Annotated in this window: 25 protein-coding genes; 11 read left to right on the top strand and 14 right to left on the bottom strand. The window is 71.0% G+C overall.

Features of this window, described 5'->3' with window-relative positions:
* Nucleotides 1-50 precede the first annotated feature (50 nt).
* Nucleotides 51-569 (top strand): hypothetical protein, encoded by a 519-nt coding sequence (locus tag ACQ0O7_RS31285; protein WP_430787307.1) that lies wholly within the window; start codon nucleotides 51-53, stop codon nucleotides 567-569.
* A gap of 92 nt (nucleotides 570-661) precedes the next feature.
* Here ACQ0O7_RS31285 and ACQ0O7_RS31280 read toward each other — a convergent pair whose 3' ends face one another.
* Nucleotides 662-1,894, bottom strand: coding sequence for an MFS transporter (locus tag ACQ0O7_RS31280; RefSeq protein ID WP_430787305.1), 1,233 nt, complete (start codon nucleotides 1,892-1,894; stop codon nucleotides 662-664).
* Between the two features lie 267 nt (nucleotides 1,895-2,161).
* Here ACQ0O7_RS31280 and ACQ0O7_RS31275 point away from each other — a divergent pair, with 267 nt between their 5' ends.
* The gene (locus tag ACQ0O7_RS31275) at nucleotides 2,162-2,596 is read left to right on the top strand and encodes a Panacea domain-containing protein (protein WP_430787303.1); all 435 of its coding nucleotides are present in this window, start codon (nucleotides 2,162-2,164) and stop codon (nucleotides 2,594-2,596) included.
* An 11-nt stretch (nucleotides 2,597-2,607) separates the two neighbouring features.
* Nucleotides 2,608-3,081, top strand: coding sequence for a hypothetical protein (locus ACQ0O7_RS31270; RefSeq protein ID WP_430787301.1), 474 nt, complete (start codon nucleotides 2,608-2,610; stop codon nucleotides 3,079-3,081).
* A 4-nt stretch (nucleotides 3,082-3,085) separates the two neighbouring features.
* Here the strand turns inward: ACQ0O7_RS31270 and ACQ0O7_RS31265 are convergent, their stop codons facing one another.
* Nucleotides 3,086-3,712: a hypothetical protein gene (locus ACQ0O7_RS31265; protein WP_430787299.1), complete on the bottom strand. Its 627-nt coding sequence runs from the start codon at nucleotides 3,710-3,712 to the stop codon at nucleotides 3,086-3,088.
* A gap of 111 nt (nucleotides 3,713-3,823) precedes the next feature.
* Between ACQ0O7_RS31265 and ACQ0O7_RS31260 the strand changes: the two genes are divergently transcribed.
* The 5 genes from ACQ0O7_RS31260 to ACQ0O7_RS31240 all read left to right on the top strand — a co-directional run bounded on the left by ACQ0O7_RS31260 (nucleotide 3,824) and on the right by ACQ0O7_RS31240 (nucleotide 8,991).
* Nucleotides 3,824-5,707, top strand: coding sequence for an MMPL family transporter (locus ACQ0O7_RS31260; RefSeq protein ID WP_430787297.1), 1,884 nt, complete (start codon nucleotides 3,824-3,826; stop codon nucleotides 5,705-5,707).
* 5 nt (nucleotides 5,708-5,712) lie between these two features.
* Complete coding sequence (locus ACQ0O7_RS31255) at nucleotides 5,713-6,783, top strand: sensor histidine kinase (RefSeq protein ID WP_430787295.1); 1,071 nt, start codon at nucleotides 5,713-5,715, stop codon at nucleotides 6,781-6,783.
* Entirely contained in the window at nucleotides 6,780-7,415 is a 636-nt protein-coding gene (locus tag ACQ0O7_RS31250; RefSeq protein WP_430787293.1) for a response regulator, read from the top strand. The genes ACQ0O7_RS31255 and ACQ0O7_RS31250 overlap by 4 nt, the downstream gene beginning before the upstream one ends.
* A 61-nt stretch (nucleotides 7,416-7,476) precedes the next feature.
* Nucleotides 7,477-7,632, top strand: a complete 156-nt coding sequence (locus tag ACQ0O7_RS31245) for a hypothetical protein (RefSeq protein ID WP_430787291.1) — start codon at nucleotides 7,477-7,479, stop codon at nucleotides 7,630-7,632.
* A gap of 9 nt (nucleotides 7,633-7,641) precedes the next feature.
* Nucleotides 7,642-8,991 carry a serine/threonine-protein kinase gene (locus tag ACQ0O7_RS31240; protein WP_430787289.1) on the top strand — a complete coding sequence of 450 codons (1,350 nt, stop codon included), beginning with the start codon at nucleotides 7,642-7,644 and terminating at the stop codon, nucleotides 8,989-8,991.
* Here ACQ0O7_RS31240 and ACQ0O7_RS31235 read toward each other — a convergent pair.
* From ACQ0O7_RS31235 to ACQ0O7_RS31225, 3 genes are all read right to left on the bottom strand, one after another.
* On the bottom strand, nucleotides 8,978-9,721 hold the full coding sequence (locus ACQ0O7_RS31235; RefSeq protein ID WP_430787287.1) for an alpha/beta fold hydrolase: 744 nt from the start codon (nucleotides 9,719-9,721) through the stop codon (nucleotides 8,978-8,980). The genes ACQ0O7_RS31240 and ACQ0O7_RS31235 overlap by 14 nt on opposite strands.
* A gap of 225 nt (nucleotides 9,722-9,946) precedes the next feature.
* Nucleotides 9,947-11,338 carry an MFS transporter gene (locus ACQ0O7_RS31230; RefSeq protein WP_430787285.1) on the bottom strand — a complete coding sequence of 464 codons (1,392 nt, stop codon included), beginning with the start codon at nucleotides 11,336-11,338 and terminating at the stop codon, nucleotides 9,947-9,949.
* A gap of 192 nt (nucleotides 11,339-11,530) precedes the next feature.
* Nucleotides 11,531-12,079 (bottom strand): CGNR zinc finger domain-containing protein, encoded by a 549-nt coding sequence (locus ACQ0O7_RS31225; RefSeq protein WP_430787283.1) that lies wholly within the window; start codon nucleotides 12,077-12,079, stop codon nucleotides 11,531-11,533.
* A 69-nt stretch (nucleotides 12,080-12,148) separates the two neighbouring features.
* On the opposite strand from ACQ0O7_RS31225, the gene ACQ0O7_RS31220 reads away from it, so the two are divergent.
* Both ACQ0O7_RS31220 and ACQ0O7_RS31215 read left to right on the top strand, forming a co-directional pair.
* Nucleotides 12,149-13,093, top strand: a complete 945-nt coding sequence (locus ACQ0O7_RS31220) for an EamA family transporter (protein WP_430787281.1) — start codon at nucleotides 12,149-12,151, stop codon at nucleotides 13,091-13,093.
* A gap of 70 nt (nucleotides 13,094-13,163) precedes the next feature.
* Complete coding sequence (locus ACQ0O7_RS31215) at nucleotides 13,164-13,796, top strand: sensor domain-containing protein (protein WP_430787279.1); 633 nt, start codon at nucleotides 13,164-13,166, stop codon at nucleotides 13,794-13,796.
* Here ACQ0O7_RS31215 and ACQ0O7_RS31210 read toward each other — a convergent pair.
* The 3 genes from ACQ0O7_RS31210 to ACQ0O7_RS31200 form a co-directional block, all read right to left on the bottom strand.
* Complete coding sequence (locus ACQ0O7_RS31210; protein WP_430787277.1) at nucleotides 13,702-14,970, bottom strand: RNA polymerase sigma factor; 1,269 nt, start codon at nucleotides 14,968-14,970, stop codon at nucleotides 13,702-13,704. The two genes, ACQ0O7_RS31215 and ACQ0O7_RS31210, sit on opposite strands and share 95 nt — an antisense overlap.
* Before the next feature lie 119 nt (nucleotides 14,971-15,089).
* Entirely contained in the window at nucleotides 15,090-15,431 is a 342-nt protein-coding gene (locus tag ACQ0O7_RS31205; protein ID WP_430787275.1) for a YciI family protein, read from the bottom strand.
* Nucleotides 15,428-15,886: an SRPBCC family protein gene (locus ACQ0O7_RS31200; protein ID WP_430787273.1), complete on the bottom strand. Its 459-nt coding sequence runs from the start codon at nucleotides 15,884-15,886 to the stop codon at nucleotides 15,428-15,430. Before ACQ0O7_RS31200 ends, ACQ0O7_RS31205 begins: the two co-directional genes overlap by 4 nt.
* Nucleotides 15,887-16,012: 126 nt before the next feature.
* Here ACQ0O7_RS31200 and ACQ0O7_RS31195 point away from each other — a divergent pair, with 126 nt between their 5' ends.
* A complete protein-coding gene (locus ACQ0O7_RS31195; protein WP_430787271.1) occupies nucleotides 16,013-16,318 on the top strand; it encodes a hypothetical protein in 306 nt (101 codons plus the stop codon).
* Here ACQ0O7_RS31195 and ACQ0O7_RS31190 read toward each other — a convergent pair.
* Genes ACQ0O7_RS31190 through ACQ0O7_RS31165 form a run of 6 tightly spaced genes read right to left on the bottom strand, consistent with a single transcriptional unit; the run spans nucleotide 16,311 to nucleotide 22,379 of the window.
* On the bottom strand, nucleotides 16,311-16,745 hold the full coding sequence (locus tag ACQ0O7_RS31190) for an NUDIX domain-containing protein (protein ID WP_430787269.1): 435 nt from the start codon (nucleotides 16,743-16,745) through the stop codon (nucleotides 16,311-16,313). The genes ACQ0O7_RS31195 and ACQ0O7_RS31190 overlap by 8 nt on opposite strands.
* Nucleotides 16,746-16,782: 37 nt before the next feature.
* Complete coding sequence (locus ACQ0O7_RS31185) at nucleotides 16,783-17,265, bottom strand: cupin domain-containing protein (RefSeq protein WP_430787267.1); 483 nt, start codon at nucleotides 17,263-17,265, stop codon at nucleotides 16,783-16,785.
* 10 nt (nucleotides 17,266-17,275) lie between these two features.
* Complete coding sequence (locus tag ACQ0O7_RS31180) at nucleotides 17,276-18,307, bottom strand: NAD(P)-dependent alcohol dehydrogenase (protein WP_430787265.1); 1,032 nt, start codon at nucleotides 18,305-18,307, stop codon at nucleotides 17,276-17,278.
* A gap of 5 nt (nucleotides 18,308-18,312) precedes the next feature.
* A complete protein-coding gene (locus ACQ0O7_RS31175; RefSeq protein WP_430787263.1) occupies nucleotides 18,313-18,762 on the bottom strand; it encodes a DUF4334 domain-containing protein in 450 nt (149 codons plus the stop codon).
* Between the two features lie 26 nt (nucleotides 18,763-18,788).
* Nucleotides 18,789-21,017, bottom strand: coding sequence for a rhamnogalacturonan lyase (locus ACQ0O7_RS31170; RefSeq protein ID WP_430787261.1), 2,229 nt, complete (start codon nucleotides 21,015-21,017; stop codon nucleotides 18,789-18,791).
* Between the two features lie 57 nt (nucleotides 21,018-21,074).
* Nucleotides 21,075-22,379 (bottom strand): ABC transporter substrate-binding protein, encoded by a 1,305-nt coding sequence (locus tag ACQ0O7_RS31165; RefSeq protein WP_430787259.1) that lies wholly within the window; start codon nucleotides 22,377-22,379, stop codon nucleotides 21,075-21,077.
* Between the last annotated feature and the right edge of the window lie 15 nt (nucleotides 22,380-22,394).

The raw sequence follows: 22,394 nt of genomic DNA, 5'->3' as shown, positions 1-22,394 counted from the left end.
CGCGGTCCGTCAGGTCCGGGCGAGGAGAAGCCCGGCGGCGATCGGAGCGGATGGTGTGGCACCCGGACCCGGAGATCAACCGGCAGCGCGCGGAAAACGTCGAACGGTGGAGGCGGGAGAAGGCGGGCCTGCCCCCGAACGCACCGGGCGCCTGGCTCGCCGCGATCGCGGTGCCGTTCGTGGTGCTGTGGATCTGTTGTGGCAGCCCGTTGCAGAGCCTGTTCGGTGACCACGAGGAGCCGGAGGAGGTGGTGCGGGCCTACGTCCGGGCCACCCTGATCGAACCGGACGACGCCGAAGCCAGCCGCCTGACGTGCAGCGGGCCGCTCGGGCACGCGTTACTCGACTGGCGGCCCCAGCTCGACGCCATCCGGGCTCAGCATGGTCGGTCCGCGCTCCAGGTGGAGATCACCTCGTACCGGGAGACCGTGACCGGCATCGAGGCGAGCGCCGACGTCACGATCGCCGCGACGATGAAGACGAACGGTCAGCCGGCGGCCCGTACCACCAGGTCGTTTCACTTCGAACTCAGTGACCTGTCCAGCTGGAAGGTCTGCACCGTGGTCTGACGCGCCTCCAAGGTCAGCGTTTCTCCCGGTCCGCGCCCGGCGACCCGCAGATGTCCGCACCCGAACCGGCGATCGCGCGCGCCGGGAGGGCGTCACATCGCGTGGTTGTCTTCGGACACGGCACCCCCGGCGCTGAAGCTGTCCGTGCGCTCCAGATCGCGCAGCGGGCGGACCCACAGGGCGATCACGCCGGTGACCGCCCAGATCACGGCGAGGACCGCGGCGGCGACACCGACCCCGGAGTTCTCGGTGAGGATCGCCGCGCCACCCATGCCGGCCGCCGGGGCCAGCGTGATCGCCGAGTTCTGCACACCCATCACCCGGCCGCGCACGTCGTCCGGAATGCGCTCCACCATCAGCACCCCCATCAGGCTGCCGAACAGTCCGTTGCCCAGCCCGACCAGCGCCGCCCCGGCGAACACCACCCACGGCTCGGCGAGAGTGGCCAGCACCCCGATCCCGGCCACGGCGATCAGCAGCCCGGTGACGAACCAGGTGCGCCGGCGGCCCCGGCCGGCCAGCACCGCGTAGGTCCCGCCACCCACGAGCAGCCCGACGGCGAGGGCGCTGAGCACGAACCCGAGCAGTTCCGGCCGGCCCTCAAGGGTGAAGTGCACCGGCAGCACCAGCGCCTGGAACGCGCTGATCACCAGGATCAGGCTCATGCTGACCAGGGTGGTGGTGCGCAGGAACGGCGACCGGACCAGGGTGTGCCAGCCGTCCCGCAGCCGGATCCGCTCCGGCGCCGCCCCGATCTCCCCGGCCTGCCTCGGGATCAGCATGGTGACCGCGGCGGCCGCCGCCGACGTGCCCGCGGTGATCCACAGGACGGTGGTGCCGTCCAGCACCGCCATCAGCGTGCCCGCCGCGGCCGGCCCGGCCAGCATGACCAGCGCACCGAGTGCTTCCCGCAGCCCGAGCAGCCGTTCGGCGCTCATCCGCCCGGCCCGCACCACCCCCGGGATCATGGCTTCGCGGGCGGTCAGCCCCGGCACGTCCCCGAACGACCCGATCACCGCGAACAGCACGAACCATCCCACCGCCAGCCCGGCGGTCGCGTCCACCAACGGCAGAGCGGCCACCGACAGCGCCGACACGACATCGGTGAGCACCGAAGCGGTACGCCGGTTGATCCGGTCGATCACCACCCCCATGATCAGCCCGGCCACCGCGGCGGGCAGCGCCGACGCGACCGCCACGGCCCCGGTGGCCAGCGCACTGCCGGTGATCTGCAGGACGAGGAGCGGCAGCGCGACACCGGCGATGGAGTTCCCCAGCATCGACAGCACGTAGGAGGTGAGATAGGCGATCGGCACGCGGTTCATGACCGTTATGGCAAACCATGACGTTACGTCGGGGTCAAGGTCCGGGGTGTGCGGGCCGCTGAGTCAGTCATCGGACATCGAGGTAACGCGAACGAGGACTGTTCCGGTGCGGAGCAGGGGCGAAGGATGGAACACCGGAGTTTCTCAAGATCGCGGTTGCGCGGTAGGCGCATCGGTTAGGGACGTAAGATGTCACACCTCATCGCTAAGCTCGTAGGCGGACGAGCGGTCCGAAAGCCCAGCTCGGGAGGTGTGACAGTGGCAACCGTGCATGACGTCGCCGCCTATGTTCTGTCCCGGCGCGGGCCGATGTCGGCGATGAAGTTGCAGAAGTTGCTGTATTACGCGCAGGCCTGGCATCTGGTGTGGGACGACCGGCCGTTGTTCGACGAGCACATCGAGGCTTGGGCGAATGGCCCGGTCATTCCCGCCCTCTACGCGGAGCACCGCGGTCAGTTCTCGATCGAGGTGTGGCCGTCCGGTGATCCGGACGGGTTGTCGGAGGGCGAGCGCGAGTCGGTGGATGTGGTTCTTGAGTTCTACGGCGACATGACCGCGCACCAGCTGTCCGAGTTGACCCACAGGGAGGGCCCGTGGCGCGATACCCGTGAGGCTGCGGGGGTTGCGCCGATGGAACGGTCCAGCGCGGTGATAACACCGGCGGCGATGCAGGAGTATTACCTGTCGGTCTACGACGCCTGAGCGGGGCGCCGGTGAGCGGCAATCGTAAGAGGCGCATTCCGGGTGCGGCGAGTGCGGCCAGTCCCAAGAAGTCTGTTCCCACGGCGGCGAAGCAGGCGTTGACCGCGACACTGCGGCTGCCGATGGCGGGCAGGCTTACGGTGCGCTGGACCAGATTTGACTACGACGGACCGTTCTGCCTGGGTGCTTCGGCCATCGGCACGATCGTGCAGATGTTCAAGGCGGTCAGCCATCTGGAGACGATGACCCCGGCCGAGGTTTTCAACGGAGGTGTCGGTAAGGATTACGGTGATCCGGCCGGCTTGCCGAATCCGGAGGCGGTGCGGCGACTGCAGGACCTGCAACTACAGGACGAGACGAACATCTCGCGGCTGAGTTTCATGGGTCGGCAGCGGTTGTACGGTATCCGGCGCGATCTGGACTTCTATCCGATCTTCTGGGATCCGGAGCACCGGATCTGGCCATCGGTGAAGAAGCACACCTGACCGGTCAGAAGCCGGGGCCGTCGAAGCCCAGATGGGTGCGGTGCCAGGTGGGCGGCGAGCCGGGGGTGGCGGTGATCCGCCAGTGGTAGACGTGGTAGCCGGCCGCCGCGGTGCGGGGGATGAAGCCCCGGCCGGAGTAGAACTCCAGCAGCAGGCCGTCGCCCTCGGTGTCGCACACCGGGTCGGGGTAGACGCCTGAGTCGATGAAGAGTTCGCCGGAGCGCCACGGGAAGTCGGCGGCGCACGCGGTGGCGACGGCGACGTCCAGCGAGTCGACCGACCAGAACTCGGCTACCACCTCGGCGTACGCGAACGGGTCCACGTCGTCGCCGAGCCGCCGGCCCAGCGCGTCGATGGTGGCACGGTCGTTGAGCAGGAGCATGCCGTCGTCGGTGAACAGGACCCCGTACACCTGATTGTGGTTGTAGGACCAGGTGTCCCGCCGGATCCGGACCGCCTCGCGCACGCCGGGCATGTCGGCGATCCACCATTCGGCGGGGGCGGTGCTGATCGTCGCGTCGTCGGTGATGACCCGCACCGAGCCGTCCGGCCGTTTGATCACCTCGCCGTGGAGTGGACCGGCGACGTATGCCTCGATCGCCGCGATCAAACGTTCCTCCGCCACCCGCATGCATCCATCTTCACCTCTGCGGTGGCGAGGCAGAAGGTCCACCGGCCGGTGGACGGGAAGTCCCGTCGAACGATGCTCTCGGTGGCGGCGCCGTTCGGCGAGGCTTCGTCCATGAGGGACGCGAGATCGTGGCGGGTGATCGCCGGCTGGCTGGTGTTCGTGGCGACGTGCCTGGTCGCCGGGCTGGCGGTGGGTGGCCGGGACGCCACGACCGAGGACTACCGGGTGGGTGAGGCGGGCCGGGCGGAGGCGATGGCCGCGGCCGGCGGGCTGGAGCGAAGGCCCCAGGAGCAGGTGCTGATCTCCGGGCCGGGCCGGGACCGGGCCGCGGCGGAGATCGTCGCGCGGATGTCACGGTTGGCGGAGGTCGAGGCGGTCGATCCGGTCGTACGGTCCCCGAACGGCGGCACACTGCTGGTGGTGATCACCATGCGTGGCCCGGAGCTGGCGGCCCGGGAGCATGTCGGCGTGTTGCGGGAGCAGACGGCCGCGGTGCGGGCGGGCCATCCGGACGCGCGGGTGGAACAGACCGGCCGGGCTTCGATCGGCAGTGGCCTGGACGAGCGCCGGGCCGCCGACCTGGCCCGATCCGAGATGATCGCCCTGCCGGTGACGCTGATGGTGCTGTGGCTGGTCTTCGGTTCGGTGGCCGCCGCGACGATCCCGGTGCTGCTGGCGCTGACGTCGATCGCGGCGGCCACCGGCCTGGCCCTGCTGGCGTCGCACGTCTTCCCGGACGCCGGGGTGGGCACCAACGTGATCATCCTGATCGGCATGGCGGTCGGTGTCGACTACGCGCTGTTCTACCTGGAGTTCGACGGTGCCGGGGCGGTCGTGGTCAGTTCCGGGCTGGCGGTGGCGGTCTCGGCGGCGACCCTCTATCTGGCCTCCGACGTCATCTTCTCGTCGCTGGCCACCGCCACGATCGTGGTCACCCTGGTGGCGGTGGCGGGTGCGCTGACGGTACTGCCGGCGACGCTCGGCCGGCGGCGTCGGACCCGGACGAGGACGAGGACGGCACGATGGATCCGGCCGTCGGCCACCATCCTGGTGGTGTCGGTGCTGGCATTGCTCGCGCTGGCCGCGCCGCTGGCCGGGTTGCGGGTCACCGAGATCAGCGTCGAGACGTTCTCCCGGGAGATCCCGGCCATGCGGGTCCGTGACCGGCTGGTCGCCGTGTTCCCCGAACTGCGCGGGCAGCATCAGGTGGTGGTGCGGGCCGATCCGGAGCGGGCGGCGCGGGTACGTGCCGCGCTGGCCGGCATCGACGCTGATCCGTCCCGGACACGGGTGTCACCCGACGGCCGGATCACGGTGCTCACCCTGCCGGTGACCGCCCGGAACGACTCGCCGGAGGCGGTGGACTCGCTGACGTACCTGCGCAAGCGTCTTCTCCCGGCCGCCCTCGGCGCCGTCCCGGGGGCCGAGTGGGCGGTGTCCGGGGACGTCGCCCGGATCGTCGACTATCCGGCCCATCAGCGGGACCGGCTGCCGATGGTGCTCGGCGCGCTGCTCGCGGTCACGTTCCTGACGACCGTGGTGTTCTTCCGGTCGGTGGTGCTCGGCCTGCTCGGGGCGGCGCTGAACCTGCTGTCCGCGGCGGCCGCCATGGGAGCCCTGCTGCTGGTGTCGCCGGGACCGGTCGGGACCCGGGTGCCGCTGTTCCTGGTGGTGATCCTGTTCGGACTGTCGATGGACTACCAGTTCTTCGTGGTGAGCCGGATCCGGGCGGCGGTCCGCGCCGGCCACACCGCGCGCGACGCGGTCCGGGTGGGTCTGTCCGAGTCGGCCGGGGTGGTGACCAGCGCCGCGGTGGTGATGACCACGGTGTTCGTCAGCTTCATCTTCGTCGATCTGACCGAACTGCGGCAGATGGGGATCGTGCTGGCCGCCGGGGTGCTGCTGGACGCGTTCGTGGTCCGGGTCCTGATCCTGCCGTCGGTGTTGCACCTGCTCGGCGAGCGGGCGTGGTGGCCGGGCCGGGCAGTAGGTTGAGCGGTGTGACGGGGCCGTTCTGGGAGAGCACGCTACGGCGGTGGAACGCGGTCTGCTGGGTGCTGTACACGCTGTACTCCGTGGTGGTGCTCGCCCTGGACCCGCCCGGCCCGGCCCGGAACTGGTCGCTGGTGCTGCTGGCCGCGCTGGCCGCCGGTTACGTCCTGACGGTGCGCGGGCCACTCCACCCGTACGGCTATCTCCTCGTCCTGGTCCTCGCCCTGAGCGGACTGTCCTATCTGCGGGGCGGTTACGTGGTGCTGTTCATCGTCACGTTGCCGCACTTCTGGGTGCTCACCCGCTCGTGGCGGGCGTCGATCGGGTTCAGCGCGGCGGGCGCGGCCGGCACCCTGATCGGCAGCACGCTGCGCACCGGGTGGGGCACCGAGTTCGTGCCCAGCGTGATCTCCACCCTGATCGTGTACGCGGCGAGTGTCCTGATCGGCATGTGGGCGCACCGGGTGGTCGAGGAGAGCCACGAGTGGGCGCGGCTGCGGGAACGCGAGCGGATGGCCCGCGAGATCCACGACACGCTGGCGCAGGGATTCGCGTCGATCGTGGTGCTCGCCGAGGCGGCCCGCTCCGGCCTGGACCCGGAGCACGCCAGCGCCCGGCAGTTGCGGTCGATCGAAGCCACCGCCCGGGACAACCTGGCCGAGGCCCGGGAGCTGGTCGGTTCGGCCCGCCCGGCGACCGGCTCGATGGCGCAGACGCTGCGGCGCACCCTGGACCGGTTCGCCGAGGACACCGGGCTGGCCGTGATCGCCGACCTGGCCGACGTGCGCTGCGATCAGCCGTCCCGGGTGGCGTTCCTGCGCTGTGCCCAGGAGTCGCTGGCCAACGTGCGCCGGCACGCGCGGGCCTCGACGGTCGGGGTGACCCTGGCCCGGCAGGACGGCGACGTGGAGTTGGAGATCACCGACGACGGGGTGGGGTTCGACGTGCGGCAGGGCACCGGGTTCGGCATCGACGGGATGCGGCGGCGGTTCGCCGAGATGGCCGGGGAGCTGACGGTGACCAGCTCACCGGGCGACGGCACCCGGATCCTGGCCCGCCTCCCGGAGGCCCCGGCATGACCCGGATCCGGATCGTGGTGGTCGACGACCACACCGTGATGCGGGCCGGTGTGATCACCCTGCTCGCCGGGGACACCGGCATCGACGTGGTCGGCGAGGCCGGCGACGGCCGGGCCGCGCTGGACCTGATCGCCCGGCACGATCCCGATGTGGCCCTGGTCGACCTGCGGATGCCGATCCTGGACGGGGTGGCCACCACCGCCGCCATCGTGGCCCGGCATCCCCGGACCCGGGTGCTGATCCTGACCACCTACGACACCGACGACGACATCGAGCGCGGGGTGGAGGCGGGTGCGGTCGGATATCTCCTCAAGGACACCACCCGCGATCAGCTCGTGGACGCCGTGCACGCGGCCTCCCGTGGGGAAACCGTGCTGGCGCCCCGGGTGGCGGCGAAACTGTTCGCCCGGATGCGCCGGCCGGAGCGGGCGCCGCTGACCGCCCGGGAACTCGACGTGCTCAACGGGGTCGCCGACGGTCTCACCAACGCCGAGATCGGGGCGCGGCTGGTCATCGCGGAGGCGACGGTCAAGACGCATCTGCTGCGGCTGTTCGCGAAACTGGACGTCAACGACCGTACCCACGCGGTGGTCGTCGCTCTTGATCGTGGCCTGCTCCGCCGCACCCGGTGAGCGGCGGCGCCACAGGCCGGACACAACGGATCCGAATCGGTCACCCGGCGATAATGCCGCGATGACGACGGAGACTCTCGCGGCGGCGTTGCGGATGGCGTCCCGGCAGGCCCGGGAACGCTGCGGCGACATCCGCACCATGCCGCGCGACGGCGCTGTGCCCGGCGAGCCGAAACGGGCTCTGACCGGCTGTCTCGCGCAGACGGTCGCGGTCTAGGCTGGCGCGGTGCTTCTGGGGAACAGGTACCTGCTGCAGCAGCGCGTCGGCGCGGGCGGCATGGGTGAGGTGTGGCTCGCCGTCGACGAGGTGCTGCGGCGTACCGTCGCGGTGAAGGTCATGCTCCCGGCCGTCGCCGACGATCCCGACTTCGCGAAACGGTTCGAGGCCGAGGCCACCTCGATGGCCCGGATCAACCACCCGGGCGTGGCGTCGATCCACGACTTCGGGCGCGACCAGGGTGTGCTCTACCTGGTGATGGAATTCGTCGACGGCGAGTCCCTGGCACAGCGGCTGACCCGCGGCCGGCTCGCCCCGGACGAGACGATGCGCCTGATCGAGCAGGCCGCCGCCGGTCTGCAGGCGGTCCACGACCAGGGGCTGGTCCACCGCGACATCAAACCCGCCAACCTTCTGGTACGCCGGGACGGCTCGGTCGTCATCACCGACTTCGGCATCGCCCGGCACGAGTCGGCCAGCCAGCTCACCGCTTCGGGGGCGATTCTCGGCACCCCCACCTACCTGTCCCCGGAGCAGGTGCGCGGCGAACCGGCCGGGCCGCTCAGCGACGTCTACTCCCTGGGCCTGGTGGCGTACGAGTGTCTGGCGGGGGAGAAGCCGTTCCAGGGCGACAATCCGTACGCGGTCGCGCTGCAACGTCTCCAGCAGGGCCCCCGCACGATCAAGGTGGATCTGCCGGTCCCGGTGCAGGCGGTGGTCGAGCGGGCGCTGGCCGTCGACCCGCTGGACCGCTGGCCGTCGGCGCGGGAGCTGGCGGGTGCCGCCCGGGAGGCGGCGGCCCCGAGGACGCCGCGGTTGACCACGGCCGCCCCGGCGTCCCGCAAGCCGGTGCTGCTCGCCGCTCTGGCCGGGCTGCTGATCGTGGTCGGTGGGGTGCTGGCCTGGGGGCTGCTGCGGCCGGACACGGCACCCGCCGCCGACGGTGGGGTGGTCCCGGCGGAGCAGCAGGCCGTGGTGGTGCCGGACCTGTTCGCCGAGTGTGAGTTCGGCTTCTGCCCGGCCGAGCCGCTGTGCTGGGGTGGCCTGGTCGCCAATTCGGGTGTCGCCGTCTCGCCCCGCCGCCGGGACTGCGCCGAGGAGCACTACTGGGAGACGTTCGCCGCTGTGCCGCTGCCCGCCGGCGGAGTCACGATCAGCGAGAAGTCGCTGGTGGCGCGGCCCGAGGTGGGCGCGGTGTGCAACGCCGGGACGCTCGCCGACCGCACCGCCGACCCGTCCCGGGTGCGGAAGTGGCGGATCGACGCGTGGCCGGTGACGGTCGGCGCGGACACCCTGCTGCACTGCATCGCCAGCGCCCCGGGCGGCGAGACGACGGGTGGTGTCGTCACGCCGGGGTGAGCCGTCCGGCCACGAACGCGAACGCCTCCGGGACGATCGTGCTCCAGTAGGTGAAATCGTGCCCGCCCGGACCGTAGCGGCCGGCCGCCGGTTCGACCGGCAGCGCCCGCACGGCGTCGAGCAGGTCGTCGCCGGTGCCGCACCACAGTCCGACCGGGATGCCGGAGAGCTTCGCGGCCCCGGTGGAGACGGCGTCCCCGGGGGTGACCGCGGGGGAGAACGCGGCGACCGCCCGTACGAAATCGGGAAACGTCATGGCCAGTGACAACGCGCCCGCGCCGCCCATCGACCAGCCCCAGACCGCGATGCGGGAGATGTCGAAGCCGCGCTCGGCACACCAGGCCGGGATCTCCTCGCGGACCATCCGCTGTGGATCGTCGCCCGGATGGGGCCGCCACGCCAGCCGGTCGCCGGTGGCCCCGGCCAGCACGAACGGCGGATGTTCCCGGGCCGCCGCGGTCAGGTGCCGGCCCAGCCCGAGGCCCGGGAAGTCCGGCGGCCGTCTGGAGCCGCCGTGCAGCACCAGGCAGACCGGCAGCCCGCGCCCGTCGCCGTGCCCGTGCGGAACGGCGGTGTAGAAGTCGACGAGCCGGCCGCGGGCCGCCGAGAACCGCCGCTCGACCCGCTCAGCTCCGATCGGCGCGTCCGGAATCGTCAGCCGTCCCGGCTCGTCCCGGCAGCCCGCGATCCCGGTCAGCATTGCCGCCGTCAGCAACGTCCGTCGTCTCATGCCCGCTTCAACGAACGGGGCGGGGTGTCAGCTCCCGGAACACCGGGCCGGCGACGGCCGCGCCGTCCGGCACGGAGCGGATGCCGCCGCGCCCGGCCGGCGGCGCCGCGACCATCGTGTCCGTGCCGCCGGCCGGTCACGGACCCGGCAGGATCGCCCGCGGACATCGGGTGGTCCCGGACTTCCCGGAGCTGGAGCCACCGCTGGTCACGATCGCCGGAGCCGTCACGGTACGGTCTGCGGCGCGGTGACCGGCTGCCGGGTGCGCAGGTCCAGTGCCGAGCACGCGGTCGAGGCGATCAGCATCGCCACGCAGATGGCCAGGCCGGCGCTCACCCCGTCGTCGGTGACCATGATCCCGGTGACCACCGCGGTGGCCAGGGTCGCCGAGATCCGCTGGGACACCTGGAGGAACGCTCCGGCCAGCCCGGCCGCCCCGGCGGGCGCGTGGGCCAGGGTGAGCGCCTGGTTCGGCGACAGCATCAGCCCACCGGCCAGCCCGGACGCGAACTGGGTCAGTGACAGCGCCAGGATCAGCCCGGACTCCGGCACGGTCCGCACCACCAGCAGGGTCGCCACCGTGGCCAGCACCGATCCGGCCAGCGCGCCGACCACACCGGCCCGCCCGAACCGGGACACCAGCCGCCAGCTCTGCGACGAGGCGAGGGCGAACCCGATCGCCCCCGGGATCAGCGGCAGCGCGGCCCGCAGCGGACTCCACCCCAGGCCGTCCTGCAGATGCAGGACCAGCACCAGGTTCGCCGACAGGGTGGCGCCGAACTGGAACATCGCCGACAGGGTGCCCAGACTGAACCCGCGCGACCGCAGCAGCTCCGGCATCAGCACCGGGGTCCGGCCGGTCCGGGCGTACCGCCGCTCCCACCAGGCCAGGGCGCCGAGCGCGGCCACCGCCAGCAACGGCCAGGCCGCCGTCGGCAGGCCCGGCCCGTCCGGGAGCACGAACGGCAGCAGCAGGCACAGCGTCACGGCGGCCAGCAGGGCCAGACCGGGCAGGTCCAGAGTGGTCCGGCGAGCGCTTCCCGGTCGCGGTCCACCGGGCAGGAACTTGATTGCCAGCGGTACGGTGACCAGCCCGAACGGCACACTCATCAGCAGCACGACCCGCCACCCGAGGTCACCGCCGGCCGCACCGAGCACGGCCCCGCCGACGAGCGGCCCGAGCACCGCGGTGATGCCACCGACAGTGGCGTACGCGGAGAGTGCCCGGGCCCGTTCCCGGCCGGTGAAGAGATCCTGGAACAGCCCGTACACCTGCGGGTTGACGATGCCGGCACCGGCGCCCTGGGTGAGCCGGGCGGCCGCCACCACCCACGCCTCGGTCGCCGTCGCCCCGACCACGCCGGCCACCGTGAACAGGGTCAGCCCGCCGACGAACAGCCACTTGCGCCCGTGCGTGTCACCGAGCCGTCCGGCCGGCACCATCGCCAGCCCGAACGTCAGCGAGTAGCCCGCGATGATCCACTGGAGGGTGGCCGGGCCGGCGCCCAGCTCGTCCCGCAGCGCCGGGATGGCCGAGTTGAGACTCGCCTGGTCGAGCAGGGTGGTGAACGCGGCGGCGAGACAGACGGCGAGGACCACGGTGTTCCGGCGGGGCACCCACCGACCCTATCGAGTACGGCCCGGTCACGGTTCGTGGTCCTTACCACTCGCCGGGCCGATCCCGACCGGCTTCTCGATGTATTCGACGTACGGGCCGGCGCGCAACGCCGCTCTCGATCCACCCGGCCGGCACCTCGTCCAGCGGCACCACACGGGCGCCCAGACGGATCTCGTCGGCGATCCGCACACTCAGCGCGTGCGCCTGGCCCGGAACGCCACCATGTTGACCCGGTTGCCGCAGCGCACCGAACAGAACCGTTTCGAACCGTTGCGGGACAGGTCGATGAAGATGCCGTCGCAGTCGTCGGCGGCGCAGACCCGCAGACGGTTCGTCTCGTCCATCCGGATCACGTCGATCAGGGCCAGCGCCGCCTCCACCCGGATGCGCTCGGCCAGCGGCGCCGACGGCTCGGTGGCGTGGATGTGCCAGTCGAGGCCGTCGTGCCGGGTGAGGTAGGGCAGCGCCTGCGCCACCCGCAGCATCAGGTTGACGGCGGCGACCGCCTCGTCCCGGTCCAGGGTCCACACCGAGCGCAGCAGATCACGGGTCTCCCGCACCGCGGCCAGCTCGGCGGCGTCGTGGTCGATGCGCCCGGAGAACGGATGGTTGCTCAGCAGCGCGGCCAGCTCCTCCACCGTGGACAGCTCGTCGTCGCCGGTGCGGGAGGCGCCGGCGGCGGTGTTGGCGAGCACGGTGACGAACTCCAGCGCCTCCTCCGTGTCAGGGGCGAAAAGCAATTTGACTCCTTATCCCGGGAAGCCTAGCGTCATGGGCGTATGAAGTTTAGCCCCTGACTGGAGGATGTCGTGAAGCCGCTCCACACCGGGTTGGCCGCCGCTTTCACATCGGCCGCGACCTTCGCCACGTCGGGCGCGTTCATCAAACCGCTGCTGGAAGCCGGCTGGTCCCCGGCCTCCGCGGTCACCGCCCGGGCCCTGCTCGCCGGCCTGCTGCTGCTGCCGATCGTGGTGTTCTCGCTGCGCGGCCGGTGGGACGCGCTGTGGCGGGGCCGCTGGCGGGTGGCCGGCATGGGGCTGATCGCGGTCGCGTTCACCCAGCTGTCCTACTTCGCCGCCATCCGGCGCATCCCGGTGTCGACCGCGCTCCTCGTCGAATACCTCGCGCCACTGCTGCTGGTGATCTGGGTCGCGGTCAGCACCCGGCGCCTGCCCCGGCCCGCCGTGGTGCTCGGCTCGGTGCTCGCCATCGGCGGCCTGGCGCTGGTCATCGGGCCCGGCGCGCTGGAGGCCGTCGACCCGGCCGGTCTGCTGCTGGCCTTCGCCGCGGCGATCGGCTGCGCGGTCTACTTCGTGGTCGCCGCCCGCCCCGCCGACGGCCTGCCACCGGTCGCCCTGGCCGGATTCGGCCTGCTGCTCGGCGGCGCCGCCCTCGGCCTGGCCGGGCTGCTGGGCCTGGTCCCGGTCGGCATGACCTTCGGCGAGGTGGCCCTGCTCGGCTCCCCGGTGGCCTGGTGGGTGCCGCTGACCGTGGTGGCGTTCTTCGGCACGGCCGTGGCCTACGCCACCGGCATCTACGGCTCCGCCAGACTCGGCTCCCGCCTGGCGTCGTTCGTCGGCCTCCTCGAGGTGGTCTTCGCCTCGATCCTCGCCTGGATCGTCGTCGGCGAGTCCCTGACCTGGCTCCAGATGGCCGGTGGCGCCCTGATCCTGACCGGCATCACGGTGATCCCGGCCCCGGAGGAGAGGATCGCGGTGGAGGAGCCGGTGCCGTCGCTCGGCGTCGTGCGGTAGTGCTAGCCCTACCGGACAAGGGTGTGCTGGCATCATCGGCACGGGCCGTTCGGGGGAATAGCGTTCGGGTATGACGACGACGCCGGTTCTCATGCCCGCCATCGCGCCACGGGTCGCCACCGACTCCCGCTATGTCCTCACCGGATTTCCGCTGGCCGCGGGCGCGCTGCTGGTTCCGGTCGCGGCGCTGGCGGTCGGCGCCGGGCTGGAGGTGGCCGGGGTGGGCCTGCCGCTGATGCTGTTCGCCCTGATGCAGGCCCGCGGCTTCGCCGCCGCCGAGCGCGAGAGGGTCGCGGTGGTCCTCGGGAGACAGATCCCCGACCCCGTCTACCGGGCGGTGGACTCCTCCACCCTCCCCACCCGGCTGAGGTCCGTGCTGGCCGACCGGCAGACCTGGCGCGACCTGGCCCACGCGGCACTGCGGTGGATCCCGAGCACTGTCGCGTTCATCGTCGTGGCGACCTGGTGGGCGGCCATCGTCGGTGGTCTGACCTGGGCGTTGTGGGGCTGGTCGCTGCCCGCCGACGGGGCCGAGGTGCCCGAGCTGATCGGTCTCGGCGACTCCTACTCGACGAATGTCGGCTTCCACGCCGCGGTCGCCCTGCTGTTCATCCTGACCCTGCCACCGGTGGCCCGCTGGGCGGCCCGGTTCGAGGCCCGGTTCGCGGAGCGGCTGCTAGCAGGCGTTTCTCAGGTTCGGTAGGAGCCAGTCGGATGGCGATCAGCCGGCTCTCCGCCGACTCCGGTTCCCGGCCGAGCCGGCGCAGCAGTTCGGCACGGGTGGCGTGGAAGAGGTGATAGTCGTGCAGCCCATCGATGTGATCGACGAGCCGGAGCGCCGCGGCCGGCCCGGCGCCGGTCATGCTCACCGCGACGGCCCGGTTCAGTTCCACGACCGGGGACGGCGCGATCCGGAGCAGTTCGGTGTAGAGCCCGGCGATCTGCTCCCAGTCGGTGTCGTCCATGCCCGCCGCCGTCGCGTGACAGGCCGCGATCGCCGCCTGCAGTTGGTATGGTCCGGCCCGCCCGTGCCGCAGCGCCCGCTCGCACATCGCGGCGCCCTCGGCGATCTGCCCGGCGTCCCACCGCGTCCGGTCCTGGTCGGCGAGCAGGATCAGATCCCCGGCGGCGTCGGTGCGCCCGGCCCGGCGGGCGTCCTGCAGCAGCATCAGCGCGAGCGCCCCCAGCACCTCCGGCTCGTCCGGCATGAGCAGGGCCAGCACCCGCCCGAGCCGGACCGCTTCCCGGCACAGCCGCGGATCCCCCGAGTAACCCTCGTTGAACAGCAGGTAGAGCACGGCCAGGACGGCCGACAGCCGGTCCGGCAGCAGATGTGGCGGCGGCACCCGGAAGGGGATACCCGCGTGCCGGATCCGTTGCTTGGCCCGGAAGATCCGCTGCCCCATCGTCTTCTCCGACACCAGGAAGGCCCGGGCGATCTCCGTGGTCCGCAGCCCCGCCACGCACCGCAGGGTGAGTGCCACCTGCGCCTCGTCACTCAGAGCCGGATGACAGCAGGTGAAGATCAACTCCAGCCGCTCGTCCGGGATGTCGCCGTCGTCGATGTCCGTGCCCGGTCCCTCCTCCCTGATCGCGGGTGGTTCGGCCGTGGCGGCCGCCCGTAGCTTCCGGCGTTCCACGCCGGCCCGCCGGATGACGTCGGTCGCCCGCCGCCGGGCGGTCGTCGTGAGCCAGGCGAGCGGCTGGTCCGGCACACCGGTCTCCGGCCAGACCTGCAGCGCCCGAGCGAAGGCGTCCTGGGCACACTCCTCGGCCAGACTCCAGTCGCCACCGGTGAAGCGGACCATCACCGCGACGATCCGCCCCCACCCGCCGGCATAGATCTCCCCGATCCGCCCGTCCACAGCCTCTGACAAGACCCACCCTTCCCGGCCACCCGGCGTCCGCCGCCGGGACGCGGCGGCCTCAATTCGTNGTGGCCCGTGGTGGCCCGAATCGAGCCACCACGGGCCACACGATCGCACCCCGGCCGGGGTCAGTCCTCGTTCCAGGGCCAGACCGGGCGTAGTTCGATCACGCCGTTCCAGGCCATCGGGTGCTGGGACGCCACCTCGATCGCCTGGTCCAGATCCTCGCAGTCGAGGACGTCGAAACCGGCGATCACGTCCTTGGTCTCGGTGTAGGGGCCGTCGGTCACCAGCACCTGCCGGTTGCGTACCCGCACGGTGGTGGCCGCACTGTCCGGCCGGGTGCGGTCACCCATCAGCCGGATGCCCCGGCCGTCCATCTCCCCGGCCCAGTCGTCCACGTCGGGCGCTCCGTCGTCGTCGCCGGGCGTGAAGTCCGGGTCGACACAGACCAGCATCAGGTATCTCATCGGGCCGCCCCCGTCGTCGAAGCCATCGCGGTGATCGTGGCGACCATGTTGCTGCACAGTTCCACCAGCCGCCCACCGAGCCCGTCCGGGGTCCGGGCGCCGGTGTCTCCCGGACCGTGCCGGAAACTCTGGCGGGCCAGGGTGGTTCCCGGTTCACCGCCGTCGGCCAGCTCGTACCGCCAGGACGATCCGGCGAGTCCCGCCTGGTCGAGCACATCCCAGGCGAAGACCGTGCCGTCCCGCCGTTCGGTGACCACGCAGATCGCGGTGGTCTCGGTGCCGTCCGGGAACCGGTTGTGCCCTTCGAACCGGTCCGCGCCGGTCCAGCCACCGCCGATCGTCTCCGGACTCCACTCACCGATCCGTTCCACGGTGGTGATCAGCTCCCACATCCGTTCGCGCGGCACCGGCACCACCACCGTGATCGCCACTCCCGCACCCGTGACCAGGTCCATTCTCATCCTCTCGCCATGTTCCGTCGTGGTGATGACGAACGGCGGCGGGCCGCCACTACCGGCCGGGGCAGAAATCTTCGCCTCGGGTGCGTCGCAGAATCGGATGACGGGTGAGCTGACGGTGCGATGTCCCGGGCCGGGTTCGCCGAGGCGATGGTGGCGGCCGGGCGCGGGCAGTTCGACGCTCTCCACGCGGAGGCGCGGAGGCGCGGAGGCGCGGAGGCGCGGAGGCGCGACGCCGTGGCATTGCCGCGGGGCCCCGACACCCCCGGCATGCCGCTGCCGGCCGTCGCCGGGCGGGCTGCCGCGGAGCGGGGTGCGCGGGCGCTCGAACTGAACGTCTTCGGCACCGACCGCACCGCGATCGCCCTCTACGAGTCGTCGGGTCACCGGGTGACGGCCCAGCGGATGCGCGGGGACCTGGTCAGATGACGGGACGGCCGTCCTCGAGGTAGGCGCACGTGCCGCCGGCGCGGGCCTCTACCGCTGCGGCCACCCGCCGGGCCAGCAGCGGGATCAGGCGTTGTCCGGCTTCCGCCGGGGTGCACCAGGCCCACGAGCGCAACTCGTCGGCGGCCAGGACGATCCGCTCGGCGGTGGCGGCCGGCAACACCCCACCATCGAAGATCAACATCAAGCCGTCGGTACGGCCGGGGCGCGGCGGCACCCAGTCGGTGACCAGCAGCCGTCCGATGTAGACGGTGAGCCCGAGTTCCTCGTGCAGTTCCCGCCGGGCGGCCGTCAACGGCGACTCCTCGGCTTCGACCGCCCCGCCGGGCACCTCCCAGTTGGGCTTGTACGTCGGCTCCACCAGCAGCACCCGATCGTCGGAGCCGGTCAGCAGCACTCCGGCGCCCATCCGTTTCCGGGGCAGCGTGGCGATGTATCCGGACGAGTCAGACCCAGTGATTGTCGTGTTCGAGGAAGAAGGCGGCACGTTCGTCATCGTTCATCTCCCCGAGGTTCGCGAGTCCTTCGAAATAGCCTTCCCGGGGTGCTCCGGGCGAGAAGTGCAGCAGCATCGACACGGGCGCCCCGGACCGGTTCTTGAATCCGTGCACCCCGCCGATCGGCACATGCACCCAGTCGTGCGGTTCGGCGTCGATCCATTCCGTGCCGTTGTAGATGCTCATCACGCCGGACAGGATGTAGAACGATTCGGTGATCGTACGGTGGAAATGGGGGTCGGGCCCGGCCTCGCCCGGCCCGCACTCCCACCGGTAGACGCCGAACAGCCCGCCGGTGGACGGCCCGGTGTTCAGGTAGTGGATGCGGGTCCCGTTCTGGTCGACATAGTCGGGTTCCGCGGTGTGGGGCCGGTGCTGTGCGGCATGGGTGAGGCCGGATTCCCCGAGATATCGCGGCGGTGGATACGTCATTCTCCTATGTCTACCCGAAGGTCAGGACCGGTTTGACGACCGTTCCCTCGGCGGCGTGCCGTGCCGCGGTCTCGATCTCGGTGAACGGGTATTCGGTGACGATGCGTTCCACCGGCAAGCGGCCGAGCCGGTGCAGGTCGACGAGCTGGGGGAGAAAGGTGGCGGGGGAGGCGTCGCCCTCGATGACGCCGCGGATGCGGATGCCGTTGGTCATCACGGTCATGATGTCGAATTCGGCCCTGCCGCCGATGCCGACCAGGGCGAGGGTGCCCCGCCGGTGCAGTGATCCGATGGCCCGGTTGATCACGTCGGGCCGGCCGGTGGTGTCGATGGCGTGGTGTGCCTTGTCGAGGCCGGTGTGGGCGCCGAGCGAGACGGCCAGCGACCGCCGGGCCGGGTTGGGGTCGACGGCGATGACCGTGCAGCCCAGTGACACCGCGGCCATCACCGCGCTGAGCCCGACACTGCCGGTGCCGAAGATCGCGACGGTGTCGCCGGGGGAGGGGCGCAGCACGTTGAGGACGGTTCCGGCACCGGTCTGGACACTGCAGCCGAGGGGCGCGGCGAGCGCGGGACTCAAGGTCGGCGGGACCCGGACGACATTGCTCGCGTACGCCACCGCATGGCTGGCGAAACTGGACTGCCCGAAGAAGTTGCCGTAGACGGTGGAGCCCCCGGCGCTGAGGGGACTGCTCCCGTCGGCCCGGGTGCCCCGCATGTTCAGATCGTTGAGCAGGCAGTACGCCGGATGCCCACCCCGGCACTGGCCGCACTTGCCGCAGCTGCGGTAGCTCAGCGCCACCGAGTCCCCGACGGCCACCGTGCCGACGGCCGCGCCGACGGCTTCGACGATGCCGGCGCCCTCGTGCCCGAAGACCATCGGCAGCCGGCTCCACCGCCGCCGCATGATCAGGTCGGTGTGGCAGACGCCGGCCGCGGTGATCCGGACGAGCACCTCGTCGTCGCGGGGTTCTTCGAGGTCGACGTCGCGGATGACGAAGGGTCCGCCGGCGGAGTCGACGACCGCTGCCTGGATGCGCACCGGGCTCACTCCCGTTCGAGCAGGAAGTAGTAGTGCCGGCCGTCGTCGAGGACGCCTTTGCCGTTCATCACCCCGAGCAGGGTGTGCTCGTCGACGCGTTTGAAGTGGTCGAGGACGGGTTGCCCGTCGTACACCATGGTCGCGGTGATCTGCCCGCGGAACTCGACGGCGTACAGCGCCGCCCCGCCTCTGGCACGTTCGACGTCGTCGAACAGCTCGCCTGAGGAAGAGACGCACACCAATGGCGCGACGTCGGTGAGGGTGGTGAAGCGTTTGCCGTGCCAGCGGATCCTCGGCAGGTAGCCCTCGAACCGGTGGCCGGTGACGAACTCGCTGCCACGCCAGGACCCGAGGATCTCCTCAGGCCGTGCGGCGGGCAGCGAGTCCCAGATCGCGTCCATCTCATCGATGGTCGCCTTGTTGCCGTTGGCGCGGATCTCCGACAGTCGGCTCATAGCGCCAATATAAAATATAGGAACCGTCAGCGGGGAAGGGGAACCTTCGACCAGTCGGTGTCCGAGGCCAGATAGAAGCTCGGGTAGGACGGCTGGTTGTAGGTGGTCTGCTGCCGGGCCACCTCGACGCGGTACTGCGGATCGTGCATCAGCGTGTACAGCTTGTGGTTCGTCACCTCGGTGCTCAGGTGGATCCGGATGGACGAGCTGTCCACCGTGCGGACCAGCAACTCCTCACGCCAGTCCCCGAACACGTCGGCCACCAGGCCCGGGTTGCCCTTGGTGCCGTTGTTGGTCCGGGTGCCGTCGGCCGTCAACAGCCGCCCACGTGTCCAGTCGTCGATGCTCGGCGTCACGTCCTGTGCGCCGTTGACGATCTGCGTGGTGAGATCACCGGCCCAGCGGATGCTCTGATTCGTACCGGGAATGGTGTTCGTCAGCACCTCGCCCTTCGCGCTGTGCAGCCCGAGCGCCTCGGATCCGCCGGGCATGCTGGCCCACGACTCGATGCCCCGGGTGCCGGGCAGCACGTCGCCGATCATGCCGCGGCCGGTGTCCCGGCCCGAGTAGGTGCCGAACAGCACCTCGCCGGTACGGGCGTCGCGCATCGCCATCCCGTACGGCGCCCAGGTCCCGCCCTCATGCACGGTGAAGATCTCCAACCCCGGCCGATCAGGATCGATGTCGGTCACGTGCATGGCGTCGCCGTGCCCGAGCCGGGCCTGGACCCCGGGGGTCGCGCTGCCCTCCGGCATCTCGGCGAACGACGAGTACAGCACGTCGCCGTCGTCGTCGATGGTGGCCGAGCCGTAGACGATCTCCTGTTTCCGGTCGCCGTCCACGTCCGCGGCGCTCAGCGAGTGGAAGCCCTGCGTGGTCAGCTTGCCGTATTTCGGGGAGGTGCCGTCGACCCCGTGCGGGGAGTCGTTGAACGGGTTCGACATCGGCGTCCAGCCCGAGTCCACGAACCAGTCCTTGACCAGCTTGCGGCCGTTCCAGCGGTAGGCCACGAGCGTGGTCCGGGTGTAGTAGCCGCGGGCGAACACCGCCGACGGGCGCTTGCCGTCCAGATAGGCCACCCCGGACAGGAACCGGTCGACCCGGTTGCCCGGCTCGATCCGGGCCATCGCGTAGTCGCCCCACATCAGGCCGTCGTCGTGCCGCCCCGGCTGGTAGTCGACGGTCTGCAACTCACGCCCGGTGGCACCGTCGAAAACGGTCAGATATTCGGGGCCGTCGACGATGAAACCCTCGAACGCGCGCAGGTTGTTACGGGTGCTGCGGGCCGGCGCGTACACGTCCATGAAATAGTCGGTCAGCGCCTCGGCGTCGGCCCGGCTGAGCGGATACCGGTACCGCGGCTCGATGCCGAACGCCTGCTCCAGCGTCGCCGGCCAGCGACCGGCCCGCACCTCGGGATGTCTGTGCCAGCCGAGGAACATGTCGACGACGTGCTCGTAGTATCCGGCGGCGCTCAGCCGGTGGTCCTCGGTCGGGCGGTGCCCCGGCGTGCTGATGTACTTCGACCTGCCGTCCCGGATCGTCCGGGTGCCGGGCGCGGTCTTCATCATCATCTCCGAGCGGCCGTCGCCGTCGAAGTCGTACACCAGGAACTGGGTGTAATGCGCCCCGGCCCGGATGTTGACGCCCAGATCGATACGGTGCAGCAGCTTGCCGTCGGCACGATAGGTGTCCACATAGACCGGCCCGGTGTAGCCGACCTGGGACACGTCCTTGGCGTTCGACGGATCCCACTTGACGATGTACTCGTACGCGCCGTCGCCGTCCACGTCACCGACACTCATGTCGTTCGCCGAGTAGGTGTAGGCCTCACCGGCCGGGGTGACCCCGTCGGCCGGCTTGCTCAACGGCAGCTCGTAGTAGGCGTTCGACCACGCGGTCGCACTGCCGGCCGGGCCGCCCCGGACCGGGACCACCCAGTACCGCGACGTCCCGGAACCGGCCTTGTCCAGGTAGTTCGTGCTGTCGCTGACCGTCGCGATCCGCCGGCCGTCGCGGTAGACGTGGAAGTTCACGCCGGTCAGCCCGGTCGCCGAGCGCCCGGTCGCCTCATGGCCCAGCAGCCGCCAGCTCAGGAAGACACCCTCACTGGTGGGTGCGGCGACCAGGCCGCGATCGAGTTTCTCCAGACGGGGCCCGCGCGCGGCCGACGCCGCCGCGGGGGAGGGGATGGCGGCGACGAGGACGATCGCCGTGGTCCAGGTTCTCAACCATTTTCCGGTACGGGTGGGCATGCTCGTTCCTTCAGTGGTCTCGGGGGACGTACCGCTGCAGGGGTTGTCAGGTTTTGATCAGGCCGCGTCGATCTCGGTCTGCAGCTCCTTGATGAAGGCGTCGGCGGCCTGCTGGGGCGTCTGCCGCTCGAAGAGCACCTCCTCGGTGTGCCGCTTGAGGATCGCCTCGATGCTGCTCGCGCCGTTCGGGGTGACCTGCGGCGCGGTGCCGACCTGAAGCTCGGCCAGGAAGTCGGCGGCTGTCTTGTCGGCGTCGGCCAGCTTCGGCGTGATCGCGGTGCGGACCGTGCCGTTGGACGGCACCCCGCGGTCGGTGAGCAGCACGTCGCCTGCCTCCGGGGTGTTCAGCAGGAAGTCGACGAAGAGCGCCGCCTCGGCCGGGTGCTCCGACCGGGACGACACGGACCAGAACATCGAAGGCTTGTAGTACGGGCTCTGCGCCGCCGCCGGCTGGCCGTTCGACGGCAGTTTGAGCAGTTCCAGCTTCTGCCCACTGGCCGCGGCGAGCGAGGTGAGCTGGGTGTTCCACCACACGCCGAACACCGAGGTGTTGGTCGCGGTACCGGACTGGTCCAGTGGGGCGCTGGCCCGCTCCACCGTCACCGACGGCGACGGCGCGGTGCCGTCCTTGGCCAGATCCAGCAGGTACTGCCAGTACGCGGTGAGCACCGCCGGCTCGATCGACACCTTGTCGGCCTGGTAGAGCGAGCCGCCGGCCTGCCGGGCCCAGATGTTGACGGTGCCGGTGTCGAAGCCCCACGACTGCACACCGGTCACCTTGCCGCCGGACGCCTTGGAGACCTCCTGGCCGATCCGCTTCAGGTCGTCCCAGGTCCACTTCGCGTCGTCCGGGATTGCGATCTTGTACTGCTCCAGCAGCGACACGTTCGCCACGATCGAGAGCGCGGCCAGGCCGGTCGGCACCGCGAACTGCTTGCCGTCGACCTTGCCGGTGTCCAGCGCCGCCGCGTCGATGCCGTCGGTCTTCAGGTGCTTCGACGCCTCACCCAGGTCCAGCAGGGCGCCGCGTTCGGCGTACGACGCGAGGTACAGCTCGTCCATCTGGATGATGTCCGGGGCGTCGTTCGCGGCGACCGTGGTGGCCAGGCTGTCCCAGTAGCCGTTCCACTCCTTGAACTCACCGGAGACGGTGATGTTCGGGTGCTTCTTGGTGAACAGGTCGATCGCCTGCTGCGTGCGCTGATGCCGGGCGTCCGACCCCCACCAGGTGAAACGCAGCTTCACCGCGTCCTTCGAGATGTCCCCACCGGCGTCGCCGCCCCCACCACCACAGGCGGCGAGCGAGGCCCCGGCGACCAGGCCGGTGGCGAGAGTGAGGGCTGACCTGCGGCTGTATCCCATGGGTGGTCCTCTCGA

This window comes from Actinoplanes sp. G11-F43 (genome assembly GCF_050589265.1).
Lineage (GTDB): Bacteria > Actinomycetota > Actinomycetes > Mycobacteriales > Micromonosporaceae > Actinoplanes.
This window is presented reverse-complemented; position numbering and strand designations above follow the sequence as displayed.